We start from the raw sequence: 23,277 nt of genomic DNA, 5'->3' as shown, positions 1-23,277 counted from the left end.
CTCCGCTTTTCTATGCGTAAGCACTCATGATGTGCATAATGGCTTCATTATCCATAAGGGTTGCTTTTACTTCTTCGACCATTTCTTTTGTTGTTACAGCCTTCTTGCCGAATGTCATGATGTCTTTTGTTCTATATCCAGCGTCAAGCACTTGGTTTACGGCTTGCTCAACTGCTTCAGCTTCTTCATTCATACCAAATGATAGGCGAAGCATCATAGCAGCAGAAAGGATCATAGCCATTGGGTTTGCCGAGTTTTTCCCTTCAATATCAGGTGCTGAGCCATGAATCGGCTCATATAAATACGGGCCATCTTCGGATAGACTGGCTGAAGGAAGCATACCTAACGATCCAGTTAAAACAGACGCCTCATCGCTCAAAATATCACCAAACATATTTTCAGTAACAACGACATCAAACCGTTTCGGTTTTTTGATCATTTGCATGGCTGCATTATCCACAAGCATATGTTCAAGGTCGACATCTGGATAGTCTTTAGCTACAGATTCTGCTACTTCTCTCCACATTCGACTGGATTCTAAAACATTTGCTTTGTCGACAGAAGTTACCTTCCCTTTTCTTTTTTCAGCAAGCTGGAATGCTAGTTTAATTACTCGTTCCATTTCTGCTTTCTTGTAATAAAGCGTATCTACTACTTCGTCTTCACCATTTTTCCGTGTACGCTCGCTCGGTTTACCGAAATATAAACCGCCAGTTAATTCTCTTACCATGACCATGTCTACGCCTTCAATTACCTCCTTACGAAGGGGCGAAGATTCTGCAAGACTCGAATAGTAGCTCGTTGGCCTAAGGTTCGCATATAGATTAAGTTCTTTTCTGATCTTTAATAGTCCACGTTCAGGACGAAGATGCGCTGGCTGTCGTTCCCATTTCGGACCGCCAACCGCTCCTAGTAAAACCGCATCGCTTTGTTTGCACAGTTCGATTGTTTCATTTGGAAGCGGAGACCCAACCGCATCGATTGCTTCTCCACCGATTAATCCATATTGAAAATAGAACTGGTGTCCGAACCGCTCTCCAACAGCTTGCAATACTTCAATGGCTCCCTTTGTCACTTCTTTGCCGATTCCATCTCCTGGTAGTACTGCGATGCGTTTTTTCATTGTTATCCCTCCGTCTTGTGATTATGAATGTATTTTTATTTGATAACTAGTTGATTCAATCGGTCTATCTCCCTATTTAGTAAAGCTCATTTCCGGCAGAGGTCCCTTATCCTTCATATAAATAACTCGGTTAATCGCATTTAAGTAAGCTTTTGCCGATGCCTCGAGTACATCTTGTGCAAGCCCCCGCCCACTTGTTTCTATATCCATATAAACGAGTTTCACATATACTTGGGCAAGAGCATCTCTTCCTCCACCAACCGACTGGATTCGGTAATCTAAGAGATTGATTGACCCATCCACACATTTTTCCAATGTATTATAGAGGGCTTCAATACTGCCCGCCCCCGTTCCAGCCTCTTGAATAATTTCTTTATCCGCTCCTGATAAAGTAACAGTTGCGGTAGGTATTTGATTTGTCCCATATTGGATTTGTAAATGAATTAATTCATAGAATCGCTCTTCCTTTGATAGCTCTTCCTCAAGAACAAGTGCTACCAAGTCTTCATCCGTCATTTCCTTTTTTCGGTCTGCCAAATCCTTGAATGCGCTAAATAACGGCTTAATATTTTCCTCTGGAACGTTAAGTCCTAATTCATCTAGCCGATTTTTAAAGGCATGCCTGCCTGAATGCTTTCCTAAAACTAAAGAGTTAGACTGGAATCCTACTAAATCAGGAGAAATAATTTCATAGGTTGTTTTTTCCTTGAGTACCCCATCCTGATGAATCCCAGATTCATGTGCATAGGCATTTTTCCCAACCACTGCCTTATTCGCAGGGACGATCATTCCCGTCAGCTTACTGACAAGACTGCTTGTGCGGCTGATCTCATGAAGTTTCAGACGTGTCGACGCCTGATAGTAATCCTTTCTAATATGCAAAGCTACTGCAAACTCCTCTAGGGCTGCATTTCCAGCTCTTTCTCCAATCCCATTTATTGTTCCTTCCACTTGCGTTGCACCGTTTTCTACCGCTGCCAGTGAATTGGCAATTGCCATTCCTAAATCATCATGACAATGTGTTGACAAAGAAACTTTATTAATAGAAGGAACATTTTCTTTTAAGTATTTAAAAATGGCTCCATATTCTTGAGGAGTTCCGTATCCAACAGTATCAGGAATATTGATTACTTTCGCCCCAGCCTGAATTACCTTTTCAATTATTTCTGCTAGGAAGGGCAGCTCCGTTCTCGAAGCATCTTCTGCAGACCATTGAATGATTGGAAATTTCTTCGCTGCGTATTTTACTGTTTCTACAGCTGTATGGATGACTTCTTCTTTCGACATTTTCAATTTGTATTCGCGGTGAATCGGCGATGTTGCAAGAAAGGTATGGAGCCTTGGCTCTGCACCGTCTTTCAGCGCATCCCATGCTGCATCTATATCTGAGATAACCGCACGCGCAAGTCCCGTGACAGAACAATTTTTTATCGTTTGGGCAATTTTCTGTACGGAATGGAAATCGCCTTTTGATGCAGCTGGAAACCCTGCTTCCATAATGTCCACATTTAATCTTTCCAGCTGTTTAGCAATTTCTAACTTTTCTGAAAAGTTGAGATTCACACCGGCTGATTGTTCTCCATCCCTTAAGGTTGTGTCGAAAATTTTAATGGTTTGCACTAGCAACAGCTTCCTTCTTTTTTCCGTTATTAACAAACGGCATCATTTTTCTAAGTTCTCTGCCTACCTGTTCAATTTGATGCTGCTTTTCTCTTTCATTCACTGCATTAAATACAGGACGATTTGCTTGGTTTTCTAAAATCCAGCCTTTCGCAAATTTTCCTTCCTGAATATCTTTCAGAACAGCTTTCATTTCTTCCTTCACTCTTTCATCAACAACACGCGGACCACTGACAAAGTCTCCCCATTGGGCTGTATCTGAGATCGAATAACGCATTCCTTCCAAGCCGCCTTCATACATTAAATCAACAATCAGCTTTAATTCATGTAAGCATTCAAAATAGGCTAATTCTGGCTGGTACCCTGCTTCGACTAACGTTTCGAAGCCTGCTTTAACAAGTGAAGTTAACCCTCCACAAAGGACAGCCTGTTCACCGAATAGATCCGTTTCTGTCTCCTCTTTAAAGGTCGTTTCTAATGCACCAGCACGTAAGGCTCCGATTGCCCTTGCATAGGCTAGTGCGAGTTCCTGTGCTTCTCCGGTTACATCTTGATAGATAGCGAATAAAGCCGGTACTCCCGCATCCTGTTCATATGTTCTCCTTACAAGATGGCCAGGACCTTTAGGGGCAACGAGAAGTACATCGCTTTCTTTCGGCGGGACAATTTGATTGAAATGAACATTAAAACCGTGGGCAAACATGAGTGCCTGGTTGGTTAAATTCGGTTCAATTTCTTCTTTATATACTTTCGTCTGAAGTTCATCTGGTAATAGAATCATGACAACGTCTGCCTGTGCTGTTGCTTCCCCTACTGAAAATACCTGAAAGCCATCTTCGGCTGCTTTATCCCACGATTTCCCTTTGCGAAGTCCAATTACGACTTCAACACCGCTGTCTCTCAGATTTAATGCATGTGCATGACCTTGTGATCCATACCCGATCACCGCTACCTTCTTCCCCTTTAAATAAGCTGGATTCGCATCTCCGTTATAGTACATTTTTGCCATTGTTATCTTCCTTTCTTTTTTAAAATTAAAGACAATTTCTTGTAAAAATTATTACTAATTAATATTTAATTTGTAGAGGTTGATTTCCACTCTAGGTACTCGCTTTCCGCGGGGTGGGCGCTGAGCCGCCTCAGCACTAAAGTGCCTGCGGGGTCTCAGCTGTCCCACTACTCCCGCAGGAGTCTCGCACCTTCCGCTCCAATCAACCAAATTTTTTTCAGCATTCAATTAAACGATTGAGTATGTTTTTTGCGTATTGACTGGTTTTTGGGTTCCTCGAGGGAAAGCTGTTGTCCCGGTTCGAGCAAGTTCCTTAATTCCATAAGGCTTAATCAGTTCAATAAATGCTTCAATCTTTTCTGATTCTCCTGTTATCTGAATGACAAGGCTATCTTTACTGACATCAATGACCGCTGCTCGAAATGGTTCGATTAATGCATACAGCTCATTCCTTGTTTGCGGAGTGGAGAGCACTTTAATTAAGGCAAGCTCTCTTGCAACAATCGCCTGATCACTTATATCTGTTACTTTTAAAATATCAATCTGCTTATTCAGCTGTTTTGTAATTTGTTCCGCTTCCCGGTCGCTTTCTACATGAATGACACAGGTAATCCTCGAAACCCCTTCCTGCTCTGCCAACCCTACAGATATACTTTCAATATTGTAGTTCCTTTTAGAAAAGAGATTGGTAATTCGGTTAAGAACACCTGGACGATTCATGACTGTCATACTAAAAATTTTTTTCAAGGCTTTGCACCTACCATTTCATGCAGCCCTTTCCCTGGGGCAATCATCGGATAAACATTCTCATTGGGATCAATTCGAATATCTAAGAGAACAGGATCACGATTATTAAGCACATCTGCTAAAATGACTTCTGCTTCTTCTGCTGTATTTATTTCATATCCTTTTAACCCATAGGCTTCCGCAAGCTTTACAAAGGATGGCTGAATAGGAATTTTACTATGGGCATACCGTTTGTCATAAAAGATTTCCTGCCATTGCCGCACCATGCCAAGCGACCGATTATTGAATATTGCGACTTTTATAGGGAGATTTAGTTCCTTAATAACCGTAAGCTCTTGCGTAGACATTTGAAATCCGCCATCCCCAAGTACAGCAATAACACATCGATCAGGATCAGCCAGCTGAGCGCCAATGCTTGCAGGTAATCCGAAACCCATTGTCCCAAGTCCGCCAGAGGTTACCCATCGATCGGCATGTTTAAATTGATAATATTGTGCTGCCCACATTTGGTGCTGACCTACATCCGTAACGACAATGGCATCACCTGCTGTTTTTTCGTATAGCATCTCCATCACTTTTTGTGGCTTTAAAGTGGCTGACTCTCCGTAATAGTAGGGGTATTCCTCTTGCCATTTACGAATTTGTTCCAGCCATTCTGTATGAACTGGAGGCTTTCCTTTTTGTTTGACTAATTCTTTTAATGCTTCCTTTGCGTCAGCAACGACAGGTATGGATGTTGGAACGTTTTTCCCAATTTCGGCTGGATCAATATCGATATGAGCAACCGTTGCATGAGGAGCAAAAAATTGTAAATTTCCAGTAAGCCTGTCATCAAATCTTGCACCGATATTAATTAATAAATCACATTCACTCAAGCCCATATTCGATGCATAGCAGCCATGCATGCCAGCCATGCCAACAAATAGCTTATGGTCTGCCGGAAATCCGCCTAATCCAAGTAATGTATGAATAACTGGAAGCTGCTGCTGCTCAGCATATTCTTTTAATTCCTTCGATGCTTTTGCTAGCAAGACACCAGCTCCAGCGAGTATGACTGGTTTCTTTGCTCGACTAACTGCCTCAGATAATTTTTTTATTTGCAGATAGTTAGGGTATACTGTTGGCTGATAGCCAGGCAGCTTTATTTCTTGTTCTTCTGGAGGTATTGATACCGATGCTGCAATGTCTTTCGGAATGTCTATCAAGACTGGTCCCGGTCTTCCACTGGAGGCAATATAAAATGCCTCTTTTACAATTCGAGGGATATCTTCAATGTTTCTCACCTGGTAATTGTATTTCGTAATGGGTGTTGTAATTCCAAGTACATCCGCTTCTTGGAATGCATCAGTACCGATTACATTTGTCGAAACCTGACCAGTGAATACAACGAGTGGGAGAGAATCCATCATCGCGTCTGTGAGACCCGTAACAATGTTAGTTGCTCCTGGGCCAGATGTGGCTATAACAACTCCAGGTTTTCCTGAAATTCTTGCATACCCTTCGGCTGCGTGAATTCCCCCTTGCTCATGCCTTGGCAGAACATGAAAAATTTTCGAATCATAAAGCTTGTCATAAATCGGAAGTACAGCTCCTCCAGGATATCCAAAAATCACTTCCACTTTTTCCTTTTCCAAGGCCTTTAATAACAGATCAGCACCAGTGGCCGTTTTGGCTTTGGCTTTTGATTCTGTTAAGGCAGCTTGCTGCAACATTCGTATGAACCCTCCTCTTTTTCCTTTAATTACAATATAAAAAGCCTTTCCACCCCTTAAAACCTACTAATCCTAGGTATAAGGGGTGAAAAGGCTTTACATCCTATTCCACGGTACCACCCTAAATTCATGCGATTCGCATGCACTTATGGACATCATCTTCCTGTCCGTTTTGATAACGAGTGATAGACACCCGACCAGCTTTACTCAATTGACTCTTTCAAGCTGGTACTCAGAGGTGAGTTCATCTTATGGTGGAATTACCGGTTCACAGCAGCCCCGGCTCTCTGTAAATCCCAATTCATAAAACTACTTATCCTCTTCTTCGCTTTTTTAGCTATTTATTTTTACAATTTTAATACTTTAAACCATTAAATTTTTAGGTTAAAAAAACGATGTATAAACGGTTTCTTATACCTAAAAACTTATTAGCTAGCATTTCTTAAATTTTCTAATTTCTTATATTGAGGACTATCTTACGCCCATTTCATCAAACCGTCAACACCCTTTTTGAAAATTATTTGATAATTTTAATTAATCTGACTTATTGTATCCGCTTACATCGTTGAGGTAGACATGATTTGTGAATGATAAATTTTTTTATTTTCCCTTAAATCATTGAATATTTATACCGAGCTATTTTCATTAAGTTTATTGCGAATTCGTACGTAGTATGTTGAAGTTAAATTTTACTTCAGGATGCGCCGCGACCCGTGATTGTCAACATAGTTCGGTTGCAAACAGTATTCATTCACCCTATGCATTAAAAAAAGAATCTTATAAAATAAAAAAACTCACTTTAAAAAGTGAGTTTAAACGGTAAGATATGTAGTTTAACTGATGTGTAAATGGCGTCCCAGGAGAGATTCGAACTCCCGACCGTACGCTTAGAAGGCGTATGCTCTATCCAGCTGAGCTACTGGGACTTAATATTTTTTCAAAAGTATTTCAAAGACAAGTTTTATTATATAAGGCAAATAGTTAAAAGTCAACATATTAAAATCACAATTTTTTATTAGGGAAGCTTTTTTAGCTTCCCTAACAGTATTTGATCTTCAATCTCTTTTTGGAAGTGAAAATACTTGCGTTAAATCATCTAATTTTCCATGTTCAAGGTCATGAACATGAAGTTTTATTTCATTCCCAATTACTTCTAAAATGACAAATGTTTTGTCTGTTCTGCCTCTTGGCAGCCGAATGCTTCCGGGATTGATATAAAGAATATCTTCAATCATTTCTGCCCCAAGGAAATGAGAATGTCCGAAACAGACAATATTTGCAGCCACTTCTTTTGCACGATAGGAAAGGTTTAATAATGTCGATTTAACGCCATACCGATGACCATGTGTAATAAAAACACAAAGATCGCCAACTTTTTTTACAAGGTCTTCAGGAAATGTTCCAATAAAGTCACAATTCCCTTGTACGACTAAGAAGTTTTCTAAGGCTTCTTCATCAGCTTGAAGCTCTGAATCTCCACAATGAATCATCAGCTCTACCTCATGGGCATACCGATCCTTTATTTCCTTTAACTCTTCAGTAAACCCATGACTATCACTAACAATTAAAATTTTCACCTTTTTTCAACTCCAGCTAAAAGAGACGGCAGCTCACTTTCTAATTTTTGCAGCGCATGTGCACGGTGACTGATCTGTGCCTTCTCTTCAGGTTCCAGTTCTGCCATTGCTTTTCCTTTCTCTATTGCAAAAAATATCGGATCATAGCCAAAGCCGAAGGAACCTCTTTTTTCTCTTAAGATCATTCCTTCGCAAGTTCCTAAGACAGTAAATGTTTCCTGCCCTGGAGAAGCAACTGCAAGTGCACAATAAAATCTTGCATGCCGCTCATTGTCAGGAACATTTTCAAGCTCTTTTAGAACTTTGGACATATTTGCTTCATCGTTTTTTTCTTCCCCTGCATATCGTGCAGAAAATATTCCTGGCCTTCCATCAAGTGCGTCAACCGCTAGGCCTGAATCATCAGCAATCACCATTCTGCCAAGGATCTTAGAAATCGTCTCTGCCTTTAATATCGCATTTTCCTCAAAAGTTGTTCCTGTCTCTTCAACATCTTGAATGTCAGGGAAATCCAGCAGCGTCTTAACTTCAAATCCAAGTGGCTTGAACATTCGGGCAAATTCCTTTGCTTTTCCTTGATTCTTTGTTGCAATAATCACTTCTGACATTCTTCTAAGCCCCTTCCCTTACTTTACTTTTCTTTTCTTGAGATAATTTTACTTGTAATTTCTTCTCCGAGCGCTTCTTTCTGAATGTCGAATAACTGGACAATTCCATCCTGTCCCGCTTTTAGCAATTCTTGCAGCTCGTTGTAAGAAAAAGTCGCTTCCTCGCCTGTTCCTTGTAGTTCGACAAATTCACCATTACCTGTCATAACAATATTCATGTCGACAAGTGCTTTTGAGTCCTCAATATAATTTAAATCGACAACCACTTGCTTATTTTCTAATATCCCGACACTTGTTGCTGCTAGAAAATCTTTTATTGGATATTTTGCAAGTTTTTTTGTTTTACTAACCTTTTCTAAAGCGAGTGCCATAGCAACGAATGCACCTGAAATGGATGCTGTTCTTGTGCCTCCATCAGCCTGAATGACATCGCAGTCCAGCCAGATCGTTCGTTCGCCAAGGGCTTCCAGATCAACAACCGCACGAAGAGCGCGTCCGATTAAGCGCTGTATTTCCATCGTTCGTCCGGTAATTTTCCCTTTGGCTGATTCTCTAATATTCCTTGTCTCTGTTGCCCGAGGAAGCATAGAGTACTCAGCTGTTATCCAGCCTTTCCCTTCCCCTCTCATAAAAGGTGGTACGCGATCATCAATGCTTGCCGTACAAATCACCTTCGTATTTCCGACACTTATTAAAACAGAGCCTTCAGGATGTATTAAATAATTCGTTTCAATATGTATAGGTCTTAATTGTAGCTGTTCACGTCCATCTGCACGCATGGGATAATTCCTCCTAAATAAAAATGCTGAAGCTAGACAGCCTCTAAACATAAGAAAAGCCGAAGCGCCTTGGTCATCGCCGTACAAACGCAGAAGGGGCACGACTTATTGCAAGAAGTGGATCTGAAGTTTGATCGACAATAGGATGCTAGCGCTAGACAAGAAAGAAGAGGTGGCAAAAATGCCTCCTCTTTTTCATTCATTCTTATAGTATATCAAAAACCACATAATTAAAAACTACCTGTATTCACTTTTTCGGGACGAGCCACTGGCTCTGTAATTTTTTCTCCCTTTTCATTCACTAGTTCTGCTTTTCCATCAACAGTTATTGCCACACGTTCGATGTCTTTTTGCTCAGTTAATGACAGGACTAATGCATTCAATAGATGCTCAGAAATTATTTTTTCTTCAAAACTGCTGTATAGCGCTTCATTAAAATTCAAAGTGATCTTCCCGTTTTCTATTTTCGGATCATCTAATAGTTTAACATCTGACAGAAACTCACTATCAAGATTCGACACATAGCTTGGTCCCTTAATGAGTTCGTTAACGACAGCTTTGTAATCATTCTTCTCATTATTAGAGACACGTTTTGTAACAGGGACATAATAATAGGAGCCTTCACTTCCACCGATATAATAAACCGTGACAGGTTTCGTATTATTCATATCTACAACGTCTATTGTGTCTATATTTATTCCATTTTCCCTGCTATAATATTCCCCTATAGGTGTTCCGCCTACAGGCATTTCTTTTAGATCATTGCCATTCAATTGAAACTTAACTTTATCAACTGAATCAAATTGCGTTAATGTCCATGTAACAGCCTGAAGAATCTTCATTTCCTCTTCCACTGGATAATCCTTAAATTCCTTTGAAAAATCTACTGTTGCAACTTTATCTTTTATATTAACAGATAGCTTCGTATCAGTTGGCAGAACTGCCATGAAATCATTGGGAAGCATTTCGGTTACAGGACCGCCCTTTACAAGATATTCAAGCGCTTGAGTAGCTACTGATTCTTTTTTTGGCAATTCCAATGTCTGCGGCACAACTAGACCATCCTTATTAATTAAATAGAGCTCAGTATAAATTTTCCCATTTACAGCTTCTTCACTTCCTGATGTGTCCGTACCCGTTTCTGTATTCGCTGTTTCCTCTGTTACAGCGGTATCATCATCCGTATATGTTACCGATTGGGGCGGATCGACTTTTTCTTTTCCTCCGCTCCCAAACAATCCGCATCCAGACAACAACACGGATGAGGCTAAGACTGCAGACACGATTGTTGATTTTTTATTTATGGACATATTTCATCCCTCCAAAGACAGTTTGTACTAACATGTATACGAGCCTGATTGTAAATTAGACCGCCTTTGGAGAAAAAAATTTGATTTTTCAACGCCTCTATTCATGTATGAAAAATAAATGATCGGCCTGATTAATTGAGCAAGCCTTTATGTACGAAGGAATAACCAGCGTAGGGAAAGAAGCAGATCGACATTTATATACTTGGTTGTTAACAGATGCTCATGAATGTTTTTACAGACCATTCTTTACCAGAACTGCTTTAATTGAAAAATAATCAATTTCATTAGGCAGTTCCTCTTTAATCGGTTTTAGTTTTTCTGTCCCCACCTTTTGCACAGCTTCTAAAATAAGCATTTCTGTTTGGTCATCAAATATTTCTTCCCAATTCATTTCTTGCCCTTCTCGAACTGCACGAAGGATATGCTCTTGAATCGTTATAGGAGAAAAATTACGAGCTTTGGCAATTTCCTTAATTGGCATTCCATCAATGTAAAATTGATATGATTGCAAATAGCTTGGCACATCTGATTTCTCTTGATTCTCCAAAGAAGTACGCTGATCTCCCCCAGGAATCTTCTTCTCCACTTCAATATTATTTTCTGCCAGGTAATTTTTGATTTCTTCTATGAAAAATCCCCCATACTTTTCATACTTCATTTGGCCAACACCTTTAATTCTCAACATTTCGTCCTTTTCTACAGGAAAATACTGACTCATTTCTCTTAAAGCGGTATCAGCAAAGACAACATATGGAGGAACCTTTTCCTGATCCGCCAGCTTTTTACGAAGTGTACGAAGAATAGCGAATAAATCGCTATTCTCTTCAACCGCAAAGTCTGGAGTTTGAATCGCTGCTTTCATATAAAGCTTTTCTTGTTGCTTTAATACCGGCAATGATTTCTCACTAAGCTTGACAACAGGGTACTGGCTGTCAGTCAATAGAAGATAGCCCTCAGCTAGCAAATAGTTAATAATGTCAGCTATTTCTTTTTCCTTATAATGCTTTAGCAGCCCATATGTAGACAATTCATTAAATCGCAGTTCTTTAATACGTTTATTTTGGGAGCCTTTTAAAACTTGTGCAGTAAGGGTAACACCATATCGCTCACCCATCCTTTTGATGCAGGAAAAGATCATTAGCGCTTCCTTTGTAATGTCTGTTTGCTCACGTTTATCCAGGCAATTGCTGCATTTCCCGCAAGGCTGCAATTTACTATTGGCATCAAAATATTCAATAATATACGATTGCAAGCATTTTTCTGTATGGCAGTAGCTCACCATTTGCTTTAATTTATTGTATTCCTGTTCCCGCTTCTGAAAATCTAAATTGGATTCCTCAATTAGAAACTTTTGGAGCTGTATATCCTGTGAAGAAAATAGCAAATAGCAAGCACTTTCTTCTCCATCTCTGCCAGCACGACCTGCTTCTTGGTAATAAGCCTCTATGTTACGCGGGAGATTGTAGTGAATGACATAACGAACATTCGACTTATCGATCCCCATGCCAAATGCATTTGTCGCAATCATAATATCTGCTTCATCATAAACAAACTCATTTTGTGCCTTTTTCCGAGCTGCTTCTCCTAATCCCGCATGGTATTTTGCAACAGAGTGATTCAGTGCTTTTAAATGATTATAAAGCTGGTCTGCCTCTTTTCGGCTAGATGTATAAATAATTCCTGATTCATTTGGATGTTTTTTAATAAACTGACTGATAAAATCTCTTTTATTCATGCCCTTCATAATATGGAAAGCTAGGTTTTCTCTAGCAAATCCAGTGATAAAACTATCTGCCTCGTTTATATTTAAAAGATTTCGGATATCATTTGCTACATCCTTTGTTGCGGTAGCAGTTAAAGCTGCAATTACTGGTTTTTTATTTAATCTGCTTAGATTCATAACAATTGATCGATAGCTCGGTCTGAAATCATATCCCCATTGTGAAATACAATGGGCCTCATCAAATACAATCATTGAAATATCTATAGAATTAAGCATTTCCAAGAAGCTCTCAGATTCAAATCGTTCAGGCGCCACATAAACAAGCTTAAAATGCCCTTGGCGTATTCCTGACATTCTTTCCTGATATTCCTTGCTTGAAAGAGAACTATTAATAAATGTGGCCTGAATATTTGCCGCTAATAATGCATCAACTTGATCTTTCATGAGAGAGATTAATGGAGAAATAACAACAGCAAGTCCTGGGAGCATAAGTGCAGGGATCTGGAAGCAAAGAGATTTCCCGCCTCCAGTTGGAAGGATGCCGAGCGTATTGGTTTGTGATAATAAATTACAAATAATCTCACCTTGGCCCGGCCGAAAGGAGGAGTAACCAAAATATTGCTTTAAATACTGTTCAGCTTCTTTCAACAAATCTATCACCTTATTCTTATTCATTTTCTTTATTTTATCATGGAAAATAGAACTATATCAAAAAACTCAATACCTATAACTTTAGGTCTAGGTGCGTAAATGTTGGCTAGTATACTTCTCTGCGCTGGTTATTCCTTCCGTCATAAAAGCTTGTTCAGTACACCCGCCAACAATTTTCTTTGCCCATAGAAAAAACCTTCATTATGAAGGTTTTAAAGCGTAACTTTTTTCACATGTATAGCGGGAAGCTGAAGCCATTCTGAAGCAATCTTTTTAAAAATCGTTCTGGATCCTGTCGTAAAAAATTGGTGCTCCGTTTCATTCTCGCTTGAATTGAGCATTCCATAATGAGAGAGAATGGTACTAGCTTCTCTTGCAGTTTCTTCACCAGAACTAATTACTTTCACTCGATCCCCCATGACATTTTGAATGGGCTGTTCTAGGAGAGGATAGTGCGTGCATCCTAATATTAAGGTATCTAAATCATTATCCAAAAGGGGCTGCAGTGTTTCCATAACAATCTTTTTAGCTAATGGCCCCCCGGATTCTCCACTTTCAACAAGCGGAACAAATTTTGGACATGCAAGACTATGCACGACTGTCCTTCTATTTATTTGTTTTAACGCTTTTTCATAAGCACGGCTTTTAATTGTTCCAACTGTTCCAATAACGCCAATCCTATGATTTTCTGTTTTTTTAATAGCCGCTCTTGCTCCAGGAGAAATAACGCCAATAACAGGAATGGAAAGCTCATTGCGAATTTCATCCAGTACAACGGCTGTTGCTGTATTACAAGCGATTATGAGCATTTTTATTTCTTTCGTTAATAGAAATTGAGTCAATTCCCATGTAAACGCTTTTACTTCTTCACCAGGTCTTGGTCCATATGGACAGCGAGCTGTATCGCCTAAGTAAACAATATTTTCATTTGGCAGCTGACGCATCACTTCTTTCGCCACAGTCAGCCCTCCAACACCTGAATCAATAATACCAATTGGTTGTTTCAAACATACCGCCTCATTCTCCGCGCATATCTTGGTGTAATTTCATTAAATTTGTTTTTAGGAGCTGAACTTCTTCATTTGAAAAATTAATAAGTACCTCTTTTAAGTAGAGCTGTCTTTTTCTTATCACTTCATCGATAATCCGCTCGCCCTCTTCAAGAAGATGGATCCGCACGACTCTGCGATCATTTGGGTCTTTCACCCGTTTTACAAGCGCATTCTTTTCCATCCGATCAACTAAATCGGTAGTTGTACTAAATGCAAGATACATTTTATTAGAAAGCTCGCCAATTGTCATATCTCCATCTTCAAAAAGCCATTGTAGAGCAACAAATTGAGGTGGAGTAATTTTGTAATTACTTAAAATTTCGCGGCCTTTTTGTTTAATAATTCCTGCTATGTATCGCAGTTCTTTTTCAATTGCTGCAACTACATCTACTTCTTCATTAATGATCACATCTTCTAGCTCCATTAGAAACAACTCCCATAATTGCTTTTCTAATCCTTTAGACCATAAAATAGCTTCCTTGTTTCCTATATTTTCGCCTTTTTTCGAGCAAATTTCAAGGAGAAATAAAAGCAAAAACAAAGCGCCCCCTAAAAATAATTTTAACCGGCATCCAAATGAATGGACTGCCGGTCATAGTTAAAGTTCTAGCTCTCCCATTCGAAGGAGCTCTACAACAGCTTGTGATCGCCCCTTAACACCAAGCTTTTGCATGGCATTCGATATGTGGTTCCGAACTGTTTTTTCGCTTATAAACAATTCACCAGCGATTTCTCTAGTTGTTTTATCTTGTACTAACAGTTCGAATACTTCTCTTTCTCGTTTGGTGAGTAATGGCTTGTGAGTATATTCGTTCTCCTTCAAGTATTGTAACCCTCCTTGCCTTTCGCCAGCTATGAACCGCGGGGTGGGTATATATTTAGTCACCATATCATATGTCAAGCACGGACCTGAAGTGACTCCAATTCCTTCATGGAGAACGTTTTATTTTGAAAATGTGTTTTTGAAGTAATTAAGCCTTTATTTTCTCATGTTTTTCGAGCAGATTTCTTTGCTCTATTGTCCAAGGAACACCTTTTCCTAATTTTTTTGACATTTGCACCATGGCCCCTCTGCCTGTGAAGCAAATCGTCCCATCTTCCTTTTTGCCCATATAGTGAAGATCAACTGAAGAGTTCCCGATTGAATTTGCTTTTACGTATACCTTCAGATTATCATCAAAAAAGACTTGTTGAAGGAAATCACATTGGAGATCAGCAACAACAGGAATGGTTTCGTTCATTGGTTTAACCCACTCCTGCATAAACCCTTTATACTTAAAAAATTCTATTCTTGCCATCTCAAAATACGTAAAAGGAACTGTATTGTTTAGATGACCGAACATATCCGTTTCCGAAAAACGGACTTTAATTTCATAATAAAATTCAAAACCTTTTTCCCACTCAGCCATATCAGGAATATAATTAATTTTTGACATTGTTCTACCTCCATTTCAAAATGAATGACCATTCATTATTTCTATTATAAATTAATTTGAATTATTTGAAAAGTAAAGTCTGCTATTAGTAGGCCTTTCATTAATTTCTCGGAAAAAATTGCTATTAAATTGTTATTGGCAGGTGTTGACAACTGCTCCAGTCAACAAAAAAACCCCACTCTTATTAAAGAGCGAGGTTTTTCTTTTATTAAACCTGGTCACTTCCAAAGAAGTTCTTGAATGATTGCAACGTTGCATCACGGTTGACAGCTGCGATAGAAGTTGTAATTGGAATCCCTTTTGGACAAGATTGGACACAGTTTTGTGAGTTACCACAGCCTTGCATCCCACCGTCTTCCATAAATGCATTTAAGCGTTCCGCTTTATTCATTGCACCAGTCGGATGTGCATTGAACAAACGGACTTGGTTAAATACAGCTGGTCCCATAAAGTTTGTTTTGCTGTTTACATTTGGACATGCCTCTAAACATACGCCACATGTCATACATTTTGATAATTCATAGGCCCATTGACGCTTTGGCTCAGGCATACGTGGTCCTGGACCAAGGTCATATGTTCCGTCGATCGGAATCCAAGCTTTTACCTTTTTCAAGGAATCAAACATGCGGCTTCTATCAACCTGCAAGTCACGGACAACAGGGAATGTACGCATTGGTTCCAAGCGGATTGGCTGTTCAAGTTGATCGACAAGCGCTGTACATGATTGGCGAGGTTTGCCATTAATCACCATTGAGCAGGCACCGCAAACTTCCTCTAGGCAGTTCATATCCCAAGAGATAGGGGATGTTTTATTTCCTTTCACATCTACCGGGTTACGCCTGATTTCCATTAACGCTGAAATGACGTTCATATTCGGACGATAATCAAGTTCGAACTCTTGTTGATAAGGGGCAGAATCTGGATTATCTTGACGAGTTATTATAAAGCGAACTGTTTTTTTGTCACTCATCATTACTCTCCCTTTCTATTAATGTTTTTTTGTATAGTCACGTTCACGTGGTTTGATCATGCCAGTATCGACCTCTTCATAGTGGAAGGCCGGAGCAGAGTTAGCATCAACGAACTTTGCCATCGTTGTTTTTAAGAACTCTTCATCATTTCGTTTAGGGAATTCTGGCTTGTAATGTGCCCCACGGCTTTCATTACGGTTATAAGCACCAATTGTAATAACACGTGCCAGTTGAAGCATGTTTTGCAGCTGACGCGTAAAGAATGCGCCTTGATTGCTCCATTTAGAGGTATCATTAATGTTAATATTTTGATAACGCTCCAACAACTCAACAATTTTTTCATCTGTTTTAAGAAGTCTGTCATTGTGGCGTACAACCGTCACATTGTCAGTCATCCATTCACCAAGCTCTTTATGAATAACGTAAGCATTTTCTGTTCCGTTCATTGACATAATCTTATTCCATTTATCTTCTTCCTGCTTAACAAAACCATCAAAAACAGTAGAAGAAACATCTTCAGCGCGTTTTTGAAGACCCTCAATATATTCCAATGACTTCGGACCTGCAACCATTCCGCCATAGATCGCAGAGAGCAATGAGTTAGCTCCCAGACGATTCGCACCGTGCTGAGAATAATCACATTCACCAGCAGCAAATAGCCCAGGAATATTTGTCATTTGATCATAATCTACCCACAGTCCGCCCATTGAATAGTGGACAGCAGGAAATATTTTCATTGGAAGCTTACGTGGATCATCACCAGTAAACTTTTCATAAATTTCAATAATTCCACCAAGTTTTACATCTAGTTCATGTGGATCTTTATGAGAGAGATCAAGGTAAACCATGTTTTCCCCATTGATTCCTAATTTCTGATTCACACATACATCGAAGATTTCACGTGTTGCAATATCACGTGGAACAAGATTTCCATAGGCAGGATATTTTTCCTCCAAGAAATACCACGGTTTTCCATCTTTATATGTCCAAATACGGCCACCTTCACCACGGGCAGATTCACTCATTAAACGAAGCTTGTCGTCTCCAGGAATAGCAGTCGGGTGAATTTGAATGAATTCACCATTCGCATAATAAGCACCTTGCTGATAAACAATGGATGCAGCCGAACCAGTATTAATGACAGAATTTGTCGATTTACCAAAGATGATTCCAGGGCCACCTGTTGCCATAATCACCGCATCGCCCGCAAATGATTTAATTTCCATCGAAGTTAGGTTCTGTGCAACAACTCCGCGGCAAATCCCTTCTTCATCAACTACTGCACCTAGAAACTCCCAACCTTCATACTTTGTTACCAGTCCTGCCACTTCATGACGGCGGACCTGCTCGTCCAGCGCATAAAGCAATTGCTGACCAGTAGTTGCACCAGCAAATGCCGTACGGTGATGCTGTGTGCCTCCAAAACGGCGGAAATCAAGTAATCCCTCTGGCGTACGGTTAAACATGACACCCATACGATCTAATAAGTGAATAATACCTGGTGCCGCTTCTGCCATTGCTTTTACTGGAGGCTGATTGGCTAAGAAGTCCCCGCCATAGATGGTATCGTCAAAATGAATCCATGGAGAGTCTCCTTCTCCCTTTGTATTTACTGCTCCGTTAATACCGCCTTGGGCACAAACAGAGTGAGATCGTTTGACCGGCACTAAAGAAAATAATTCAACCGGAGTCCCTGTTTCTGCAACTTTAATTGTTGCCATTAAGCCAGCTAGACCACCGCCGACAACGATAACCTTACCTTTACCCATTGTGACTCACTCCCTAATACTTAGTAAATCCAAACTTTATCAAAAACCGAACCGAGTTTGATAGTTTTTAATTTTCTATTAAACAAATGCAAAGATCGCACGAATACCCACGATAGAGAGGGCGACAAAAATACCCATCGTTACATAAGTTGAAATTAACTGAGAGCGTGGTGAAATAGTAATCCCCCAGCTTACACAGAAAGACCAAAGTCCATTTGCAAAGTGGAAAATAGCAGATACCACACAAATGATGTAAAACCATAGCATAAATGGATTAGATAAAATATTCTCCATCATTTGAAAGTTTACTTCTGCTCCAAAAGCTGCTTGGACACGAGTCTGCCAGACATGCCATACAATAAAAATAAGGGTTATAACTCCAGTTACACGTTGAAGCAAAAACATCCAGTTACGGAAGAAGCCAAATCTGCTCGCATTATTTTTAGCAGTAAAAGCAATATATAGGCCGTAAATTGCATGAAATAATATTGGAAGGAAGATAACAAATGTCTCTAAAATAATTCGGAACGGAAGTTGTTCCATGAAACCAGCCGCTTTGTTAAACGACTCTTCTCCTCCTGTTGCAAAATGGTTCACTACAAGATGCTGTATTACAAACAAGCCAATCGGAATAACACCAAGTAATGAATGCAATCTGCGATAAAAAAACTCTCGATTTCCCGCCATGTTTTACCCCCCTAGATTTTAAAGATGTTAAGGTATCATTTTTCATGTTTGAAAAATATGTATTAAATAATTTCACCTAAACATCACCATAAAAATGTTACTGCATTTTCTTACAATTATGTGACATGTTCATTTTACTCCCAACACCATAGAGCGTCAAGGAAACGATTACATAAAATGTTCATAAAAAATAAAATTATTAAAATATATTGGTATTGCAAAATTAAAATAAAAATCCTTATTTTTCAATCAGTCACTATTATTCCGATTTATATTAAAATAGCAATAATTTCCTTGTGTAAAAATAACCTTTTTTCCCTGAATACATGTCTAATTTTCATCTGTTTTGTATATAATAGAAGAATACTAGAAAGAGGGGAATAAAGTTTGAGCGAATCAGCATCTGAAATCATTACACTTGAAAACACAACTGAAACCGTTCCTGTATTCGGCTATGAACTCATTCGCGAAGTTCTTATGCATGAATTATTAGGCGATGATGCACCAGAAATTTTATACTGGGCAGGAAAAAGACTGGCACGTAAATATCCAATGGAAACGTTCGATGAAATTTCCGCATTTTTTCAACAAGCAGCTTGGGGAACCCTAACAAACATCAAAGAGTCAAAAAATGAAATGGAGCTGGAATTATTTAGCCCATTAATTAAACAGCGCTGCCGGGAATACAGTCAATCTACTTTTCAGCTTGAGGCTGGATTTATTGCACAGCAGATTGAACTTCAAAAAGAAGTAGTCTGTGAAGCATTTGAACATCCTAATAAGAAGAAAAAGGGAAAAATATACTTTACCGTTAAGTGGGATAAAAAGGATTTAATTCAGCCCTAATTAACCATTCATGTAAAAAGCTTTCAAGCATTCATATGCTTGAAAGCTTTTTACTAGAAAACAACTGGAGACCCTGAAAGCTGGAAAGCCTCGTGCAAAACTTTTACAGCATGAATCATTTCTTCATGATCTACAACCGTTGATACCTTGATCTCAGAAGTACTGACCATTTTAACGTTAATATTATTCTCCGCTAACACTTCAAACATTTCAGCTGCTACTCCTGGATTTGACACCATTCCAGAACCAACAATCGATACTTTCGCAAGCCCACCTTCAGATTCTATCCTTTCATAATTTAGCTTATTCTTACTGTTTTCTAATACACGAATGGTTTCGGCCAAATCTTCATTTTTAATTGAGAAGGATAGGTTGTTCAGTTGTTCTGCAAGTGTGCTCTGAATAATAATATCTACATTTATATCATTTTTGGCTAGTTCAGTAAAAATAATTGATAGCCCCGTTAAGGAATTCGGCATGCCAATAACTGTTACTCTCGTAATATTATCTTCAAATGCCACTCCACGCACTACTAAATTTTGTTCCATTGCCGCTTCCTCCTCAATAATCGTACCTGCTTCTTTTTCTGTACTTGACCTGACTTCTAGCTGTATTTGAAAGTTTTTGGCAAACTCAACCGCTCTCGGATGCAATACACCTGCACCTAAATGAGCAAGTTCAAGCATTTCGTCATAAGATACTGACAAAAGCTTTCTTGCATCTTTTACATAGCGGGGATCGGTTGTAAAAACACCCGTCACATCCGTGAATATTTCACATTTATCCGCATGAAGTGCTGCCGCCAACGCTACCGCTGTCGTGTCAGAACCGCCTCTTCCTAAAGTTGAAATTGCTCCATCCTCTGTTATCCCTTGAAAGCCTGCCACGACAACAATCGTACCTGCAGCTAGCTCTTTCTCTACTCTTTCTGTATCTATTCCTATTATTCTTGCATTTCCATGAACAGGCTCTGTCTTTATTCCTGCTTGCCAGCCAGTAAGAGATACAGCAGGGTACCCTCTTTCTGTTAATGCCATTGCTAATAATGAAATCGTAATTTGCTCCCCAGTTGTTAAAAGCATGTCCATTTCTCTTCTGCTTGGCTTGGAAGAGATTCCTTTTGCTAGATCAACCAGATGATCAGTTGATTTCCCCATTGCTGATACAACAACAACAACATTGTTTCCTCTCTCTTTTTCTTCTATCACCCGATTTGCCACTCTTTGAATTTTCTTAGCATCGCCTACTGAAGTTCCACCAAATTTTTGTACAATTAATCCCACTTTATTCCCTCTCCCTGCCTTTTCAAGCGGCTGAATTCTTCTTACTTTCATTCACCCTAACCAATATCCCATACAGGCTAATGAAATTTGGGCATATAAAAAAGCAATGAGAATCTATCCCATTGCTGTGAGTCACCCGTATAAAAAGACATACGTACACACAGTGAGATAGCTCTCCAAGACACTGATTGTCTTGACAATCTTACATTTATTCAATGCAAAACCAGCAAAGAAAGCGATGAGACTTTCTTCACTTCGGCAAACATCCCTTTCAAAGCCCTTCATTGAAGCTCATTCTTCTCCAAGCTCTTACTTATGAAGTTTGCACCTCTACCTTCACTTTAACGTTATAAAGTGATATTAAATTTTCAGTAATTATAGCATATTCATTTTTTTCGAACAATACTATTCCTGCAATTTTTTCATTAATTCCTCAGCTACATTTGCTGGAATGCCAATTTTCGTGAACTCTTCAAATGTCGCTTCTTTCATTTTCTTTACCGATCCAAAAGTTTTTAACAGCTGTTTCTTTCGTTTTTCTCCAATCCCTGGAATATCATCAAGCATTGATTGAAAGGCATTTTTCCCACGGAGCTGTCTATGGAAGGTGATTGCAAAACGGTGTACTTCATCTTGAATTCTTTGCAGTAAATAAAACTCTTGGCTGTTTCGTGCCAATGGAATGATTTCAAGCGGATTTCCGTATAGGAGCTGGGAAGTCCGATGCTTTTCATCCTTAACAAGTCCTGAAATAGGAATATCAAGGTTCAGTTCGTTTTCAAGTATATCTCTTACCGCTTCTACATGCCCTTTGCCCCCATCAATAATAATTAAGTCTGGGAGGGCCAAGCCCTCTTTCAACACTCGCGTATAACGTCTGCGTACAACCTCCCTCATAGATTCATAATCATCAGGGCCTTGGACAGACTTTATTTTGTACTTTCGGTATTCTCTTTTTTCTGGTTTGCCATCGATAAAAACAATCATCGCTGAAACTGGGTCTGTTCCTTGAATATTTGAATTATCAAATGCCTCAATTCGGTGCGGAGTATAGATTCCAAGCTGTTGACCCAAGCTTTCTACCGCTTTTATCGTTCTGTCCTCATCACGCTCAATAAGGGAGAACTTTTCCTTTAATGCAATTTTTGCATTTTTATATGCAAGTTTCACCAATTCCTTTTTCTGTCCGCGCTGAGGAGTGAAAACTTTGACCTCCAAAAATTCTGCAGCCATTTCAGCATTTACCGAGTCAGGAACTAAAATTTCACGCGGTTTAAAATGGTTGGCTTTCGAGTAGAATTGACCAAGAAAGGTCAACATTTCATCTTCCGGCTCATTATGAATCGGAAACATCGATACATCCCGCTCGATTAATTTCCCCTGTCTAACAAAGAAAACTTGTACACACATCCATCCTTTGTCGACCGCATAGCCAAATACATCACGATCAGTCATGTCTGTAGAAGTGATTTTTTGTTTTTCCATTGTTGCATCAATATGAGCAATCTTATCTCGAAATTCCTTCGCTCTTTCAAAATCAAGATCTTCAGCCGCTGCTGTCATCTTCTCTGTTAAATCCTTTTTAATATCCTTGTAGCCCCCATTTAGAAACTTTGTGATCTCATCAACCATTTGTTTATATTCCTGTTCGCTTACTTCGTTCACACATGGTGCGAGACACTGTCCTAAATGATAATAAAGACAAACTCGGTCAGGCAAAGTCGTACATTTCCTCAATGGATAAATTCGGTCTAACAGCTTTTTCGTCTCATTTGCTGCCTGTACATTTGGATATGGTCCGAAATATTTCCCTTTATCTTTTTTTACTTTTCTTGTTGTAATCAGGCGCGGATGTCTCTCTGCCGTTAATTTGATAAAAGGATAGCTTTTATCATCCTTAAGCATGACATTGTATTTCGGATCATATTTTTTAATTAAATTCATTTCAAGAATGAGTGCTTCCATATTGGAGGAGGTTACAATATATTCGAGGTCTTCAATTTCATTTACAAGTCTTAATGTTTTCCCATCATGTGATCCTGTAAAATAAGAACGGACCCGATTTTTTAACACCTTTGCCTTTCCGACATAAATGATCGTCCCTTGGCGATCCTTCATTAAATAACAGCCAGGCTGATCAGGCAAAAGCATTAATTTATTTTTAATAATTTCATTCATCTGAAGTCACCTCCCAAGGTTATTCCTAATTTGATCATACAAAAATCCCCGGCTTAAATAAAGCCGAGGATTCTAATAAAGACAAGAAAAAATTTTGCGCTTTGGAAATTGTCTATCTCCAGCGCCTATCGCCTATTGGACCTCCATTCCCCTCCTACGACAAATCAACATCGAATCACTTTCATTCTTCGTGTTT

Annotated in this window: 20 protein-coding genes, 1 tRNA gene, 1 riboswitch and 1 other annotated feature; of the genes, 1 reads left to right on the top strand and 20 read right to left on the bottom strand. The window is 39.2% G+C overall.

The features are described from left to right. Positions 1-10 precede the first annotated feature (10 nt). From leuB to RUH74_RS13090, 18 genes are all read right to left on the bottom strand, one after another. Complete coding sequence (leuB, locus tag RUH74_RS13175; RefSeq protein ID WP_313800765.1) at positions 11-1,123, bottom strand: 3-isopropylmalate dehydrogenase; 1,113 nt, start codon at positions 1,121-1,123, stop codon at positions 11-13. Positions 1,124-1,195: 72 nt separating this feature from the next. Beyond that, complete coding sequence (locus RUH74_RS13170) at positions 1,196-2,743, bottom strand: 2-isopropylmalate synthase (RefSeq protein ID WP_313800764.1); 1,548 nt, start codon at positions 2,741-2,743, stop codon at positions 1,196-1,198. Further along, complete coding sequence (gene ilvC, locus RUH74_RS13165) at positions 2,730-3,752, bottom strand: ketol-acid reductoisomerase (RefSeq protein WP_313800763.1); 1,023 nt, start codon at positions 3,750-3,752, stop codon at positions 2,730-2,732. The genes RUH74_RS13170 and ilvC overlap by 14 nt, the downstream gene beginning before the upstream one ends. Before the next feature lie 228 nt (positions 3,753-3,980). Beyond that, entirely contained in the window at positions 3,981-4,499 is a 519-nt protein-coding gene (gene ilvN, locus RUH74_RS13160; protein ID WP_313800762.1) for an acetolactate synthase small subunit, read from the bottom strand. Beyond that, on the bottom strand, positions 4,496-6,211 hold the full coding sequence (ilvB, locus tag RUH74_RS13155) for an acetolactate synthase large subunit (protein WP_313800761.1): 1,716 nt from the start codon (positions 6,209-6,211) through the stop codon (positions 4,496-4,498). Before ilvB ends, ilvN begins: the two co-directional genes overlap by 4 nt. A gap of 78 nt (positions 6,212-6,289) precedes the next feature. Beyond that, positions 6,290-6,546: a binding site (T-box leader), on the bottom strand. 514 nt (positions 6,547-7,060) lie between these two features. Next, positions 7,061-7,137, bottom strand: a tRNA-Arg gene (locus RUH74_RS13150). 129 nt (positions 7,138-7,266) lie between these two features. Beyond that, positions 7,267-7,788: a metallophosphoesterase family protein gene (locus tag RUH74_RS13145; RefSeq protein ID WP_313800760.1), complete on the bottom strand. Its 522-nt coding sequence runs from the start codon at positions 7,786-7,788 to the stop codon at positions 7,267-7,269. Beyond that, positions 7,785-8,396 carry an XTP/dITP diphosphatase gene (locus RUH74_RS13140; protein WP_313800759.1) on the bottom strand — a complete coding sequence of 204 codons (612 nt, stop codon included), beginning with the start codon at positions 8,394-8,396 and terminating at the stop codon, positions 7,785-7,787. Before RUH74_RS13140 ends, RUH74_RS13145 begins: the two co-directional genes overlap by 4 nt. Positions 8,397-8,419: 23 nt before the next feature. Continuing rightward, the gene (rph, locus tag RUH74_RS13135) at positions 8,420-9,175 is read right to left on the bottom strand and encodes a ribonuclease PH (RefSeq protein WP_313800758.1); all 756 of its coding nucleotides are present in this window, start codon (positions 9,173-9,175) and stop codon (positions 8,420-8,422) included. A gap of 230 nt (positions 9,176-9,405) precedes the next feature. After that, the gene (locus RUH74_RS13130) at positions 9,406-10,485 is read right to left on the bottom strand and encodes a GerMN domain-containing protein (RefSeq protein ID WP_313800757.1); all 1,080 of its coding nucleotides are present in this window, start codon (positions 10,483-10,485) and stop codon (positions 9,406-9,408) included. Between the two features lie 232 nt (positions 10,486-10,717). Beyond that, positions 10,718-12,859, bottom strand: coding sequence for a DNA helicase RecQ (gene recQ, locus RUH74_RS13125; protein WP_313800756.1), 2,142 nt, complete (start codon positions 12,857-12,859; stop codon positions 10,718-10,720). A gap of 212 nt (positions 12,860-13,071) precedes the next feature. Next, positions 13,072-13,866: a glutamate racemase gene (gene racE, locus RUH74_RS13120; protein ID WP_313800755.1), complete on the bottom strand. Its 795-nt coding sequence runs from the start codon at positions 13,864-13,866 to the stop codon at positions 13,072-13,074. A gap of 10 nt (positions 13,867-13,876) precedes the next feature. Beyond that, positions 13,877-14,335 (bottom strand): MarR family winged helix-turn-helix transcriptional regulator, encoded by a 459-nt coding sequence (locus RUH74_RS13115; RefSeq protein WP_313800771.1) that lies wholly within the window; start codon positions 14,333-14,335, stop codon positions 13,877-13,879. A 174-nt stretch (positions 14,336-14,509) separates the two neighbouring features. Continuing rightward, complete coding sequence (locus RUH74_RS13110) at positions 14,510-14,734, bottom strand: helix-turn-helix domain-containing protein (protein ID WP_009333184.1); 225 nt, start codon at positions 14,732-14,734, stop codon at positions 14,510-14,512. 148 nt (positions 14,735-14,882) lie between these two features. Continuing rightward, complete coding sequence (locus RUH74_RS13105; protein WP_313800754.1) at positions 14,883-15,347, bottom strand: acyl-CoA thioesterase; 465 nt, start codon at positions 15,345-15,347, stop codon at positions 14,883-14,885. Between the two features lie 208 nt (positions 15,348-15,555). After that, positions 15,556-16,317, bottom strand: a complete 762-nt coding sequence (gene sdhB, locus RUH74_RS13100; RefSeq protein ID WP_313800753.1) for a succinate dehydrogenase iron-sulfur subunit — start codon at positions 16,315-16,317, stop codon at positions 15,556-15,558. Positions 16,318-16,335: 18 nt separating this feature from the next. Beyond that, a complete protein-coding gene (sdhA, locus tag RUH74_RS13095; RefSeq protein ID WP_313800752.1) occupies positions 16,336-18,087 on the bottom strand; it encodes a succinate dehydrogenase flavoprotein subunit in 1,752 nt (583 codons plus the stop codon). A 78-nt stretch (positions 18,088-18,165) separates the two neighbouring features. Beyond that, the gene (locus RUH74_RS13090) at positions 18,166-18,774 is read right to left on the bottom strand and encodes a succinate dehydrogenase cytochrome b558 subunit (protein WP_313800751.1); all 609 of its coding nucleotides are present in this window, start codon (positions 18,772-18,774) and stop codon (positions 18,166-18,168) included. Between the two features lie 387 nt (positions 18,775-19,161). Here RUH74_RS13090 and RUH74_RS13085 point away from each other — a divergent pair, with 387 nt between their 5' ends. Continuing rightward, a complete protein-coding gene (locus RUH74_RS13085) occupies positions 19,162-19,620 on the top strand; it encodes a YslB family protein (RefSeq protein ID WP_313800750.1) in 459 nt (152 codons plus the stop codon). Positions 19,621-19,673: 53 nt separating this feature from the next. Here RUH74_RS13085 and RUH74_RS13080 read toward each other — a convergent pair whose 3' ends face one another. Together RUH74_RS13080 and uvrC are read right to left on the bottom strand one after the other, a co-directional pair. After that, positions 19,674-20,903 (bottom strand): aspartate kinase, encoded by a 1,230-nt coding sequence (locus RUH74_RS13080; RefSeq protein ID WP_313800770.1) that lies wholly within the window; start codon positions 20,901-20,903, stop codon positions 19,674-19,676. Positions 20,904-21,064: 161 nt separating this feature from the next. Then, positions 21,065-21,244: riboswitch (Lysine riboswitch) on the bottom strand. Positions 21,245-21,308: 64 nt separating this feature from the next. Beyond that, a complete protein-coding gene (uvrC, locus tag RUH74_RS13075) occupies positions 21,309-23,081 on the bottom strand; it encodes an excinuclease ABC subunit UvrC (protein WP_313800749.1) in 1,773 nt (590 codons plus the stop codon). Between the last annotated feature and the right edge of the window lie 196 nt (positions 23,082-23,277).

It is taken from the genome of Cytobacillus sp., from assembly GCF_032154635.1.
GTDB lineage: Bacteria > Bacillota > Bacilli > Bacillales > Cytobacillaceae > Cytobacillus.
Note: the sequence above shows the minus strand (reverse complement) of the source record. Positions and strands in the feature narration are given on the sequence as shown.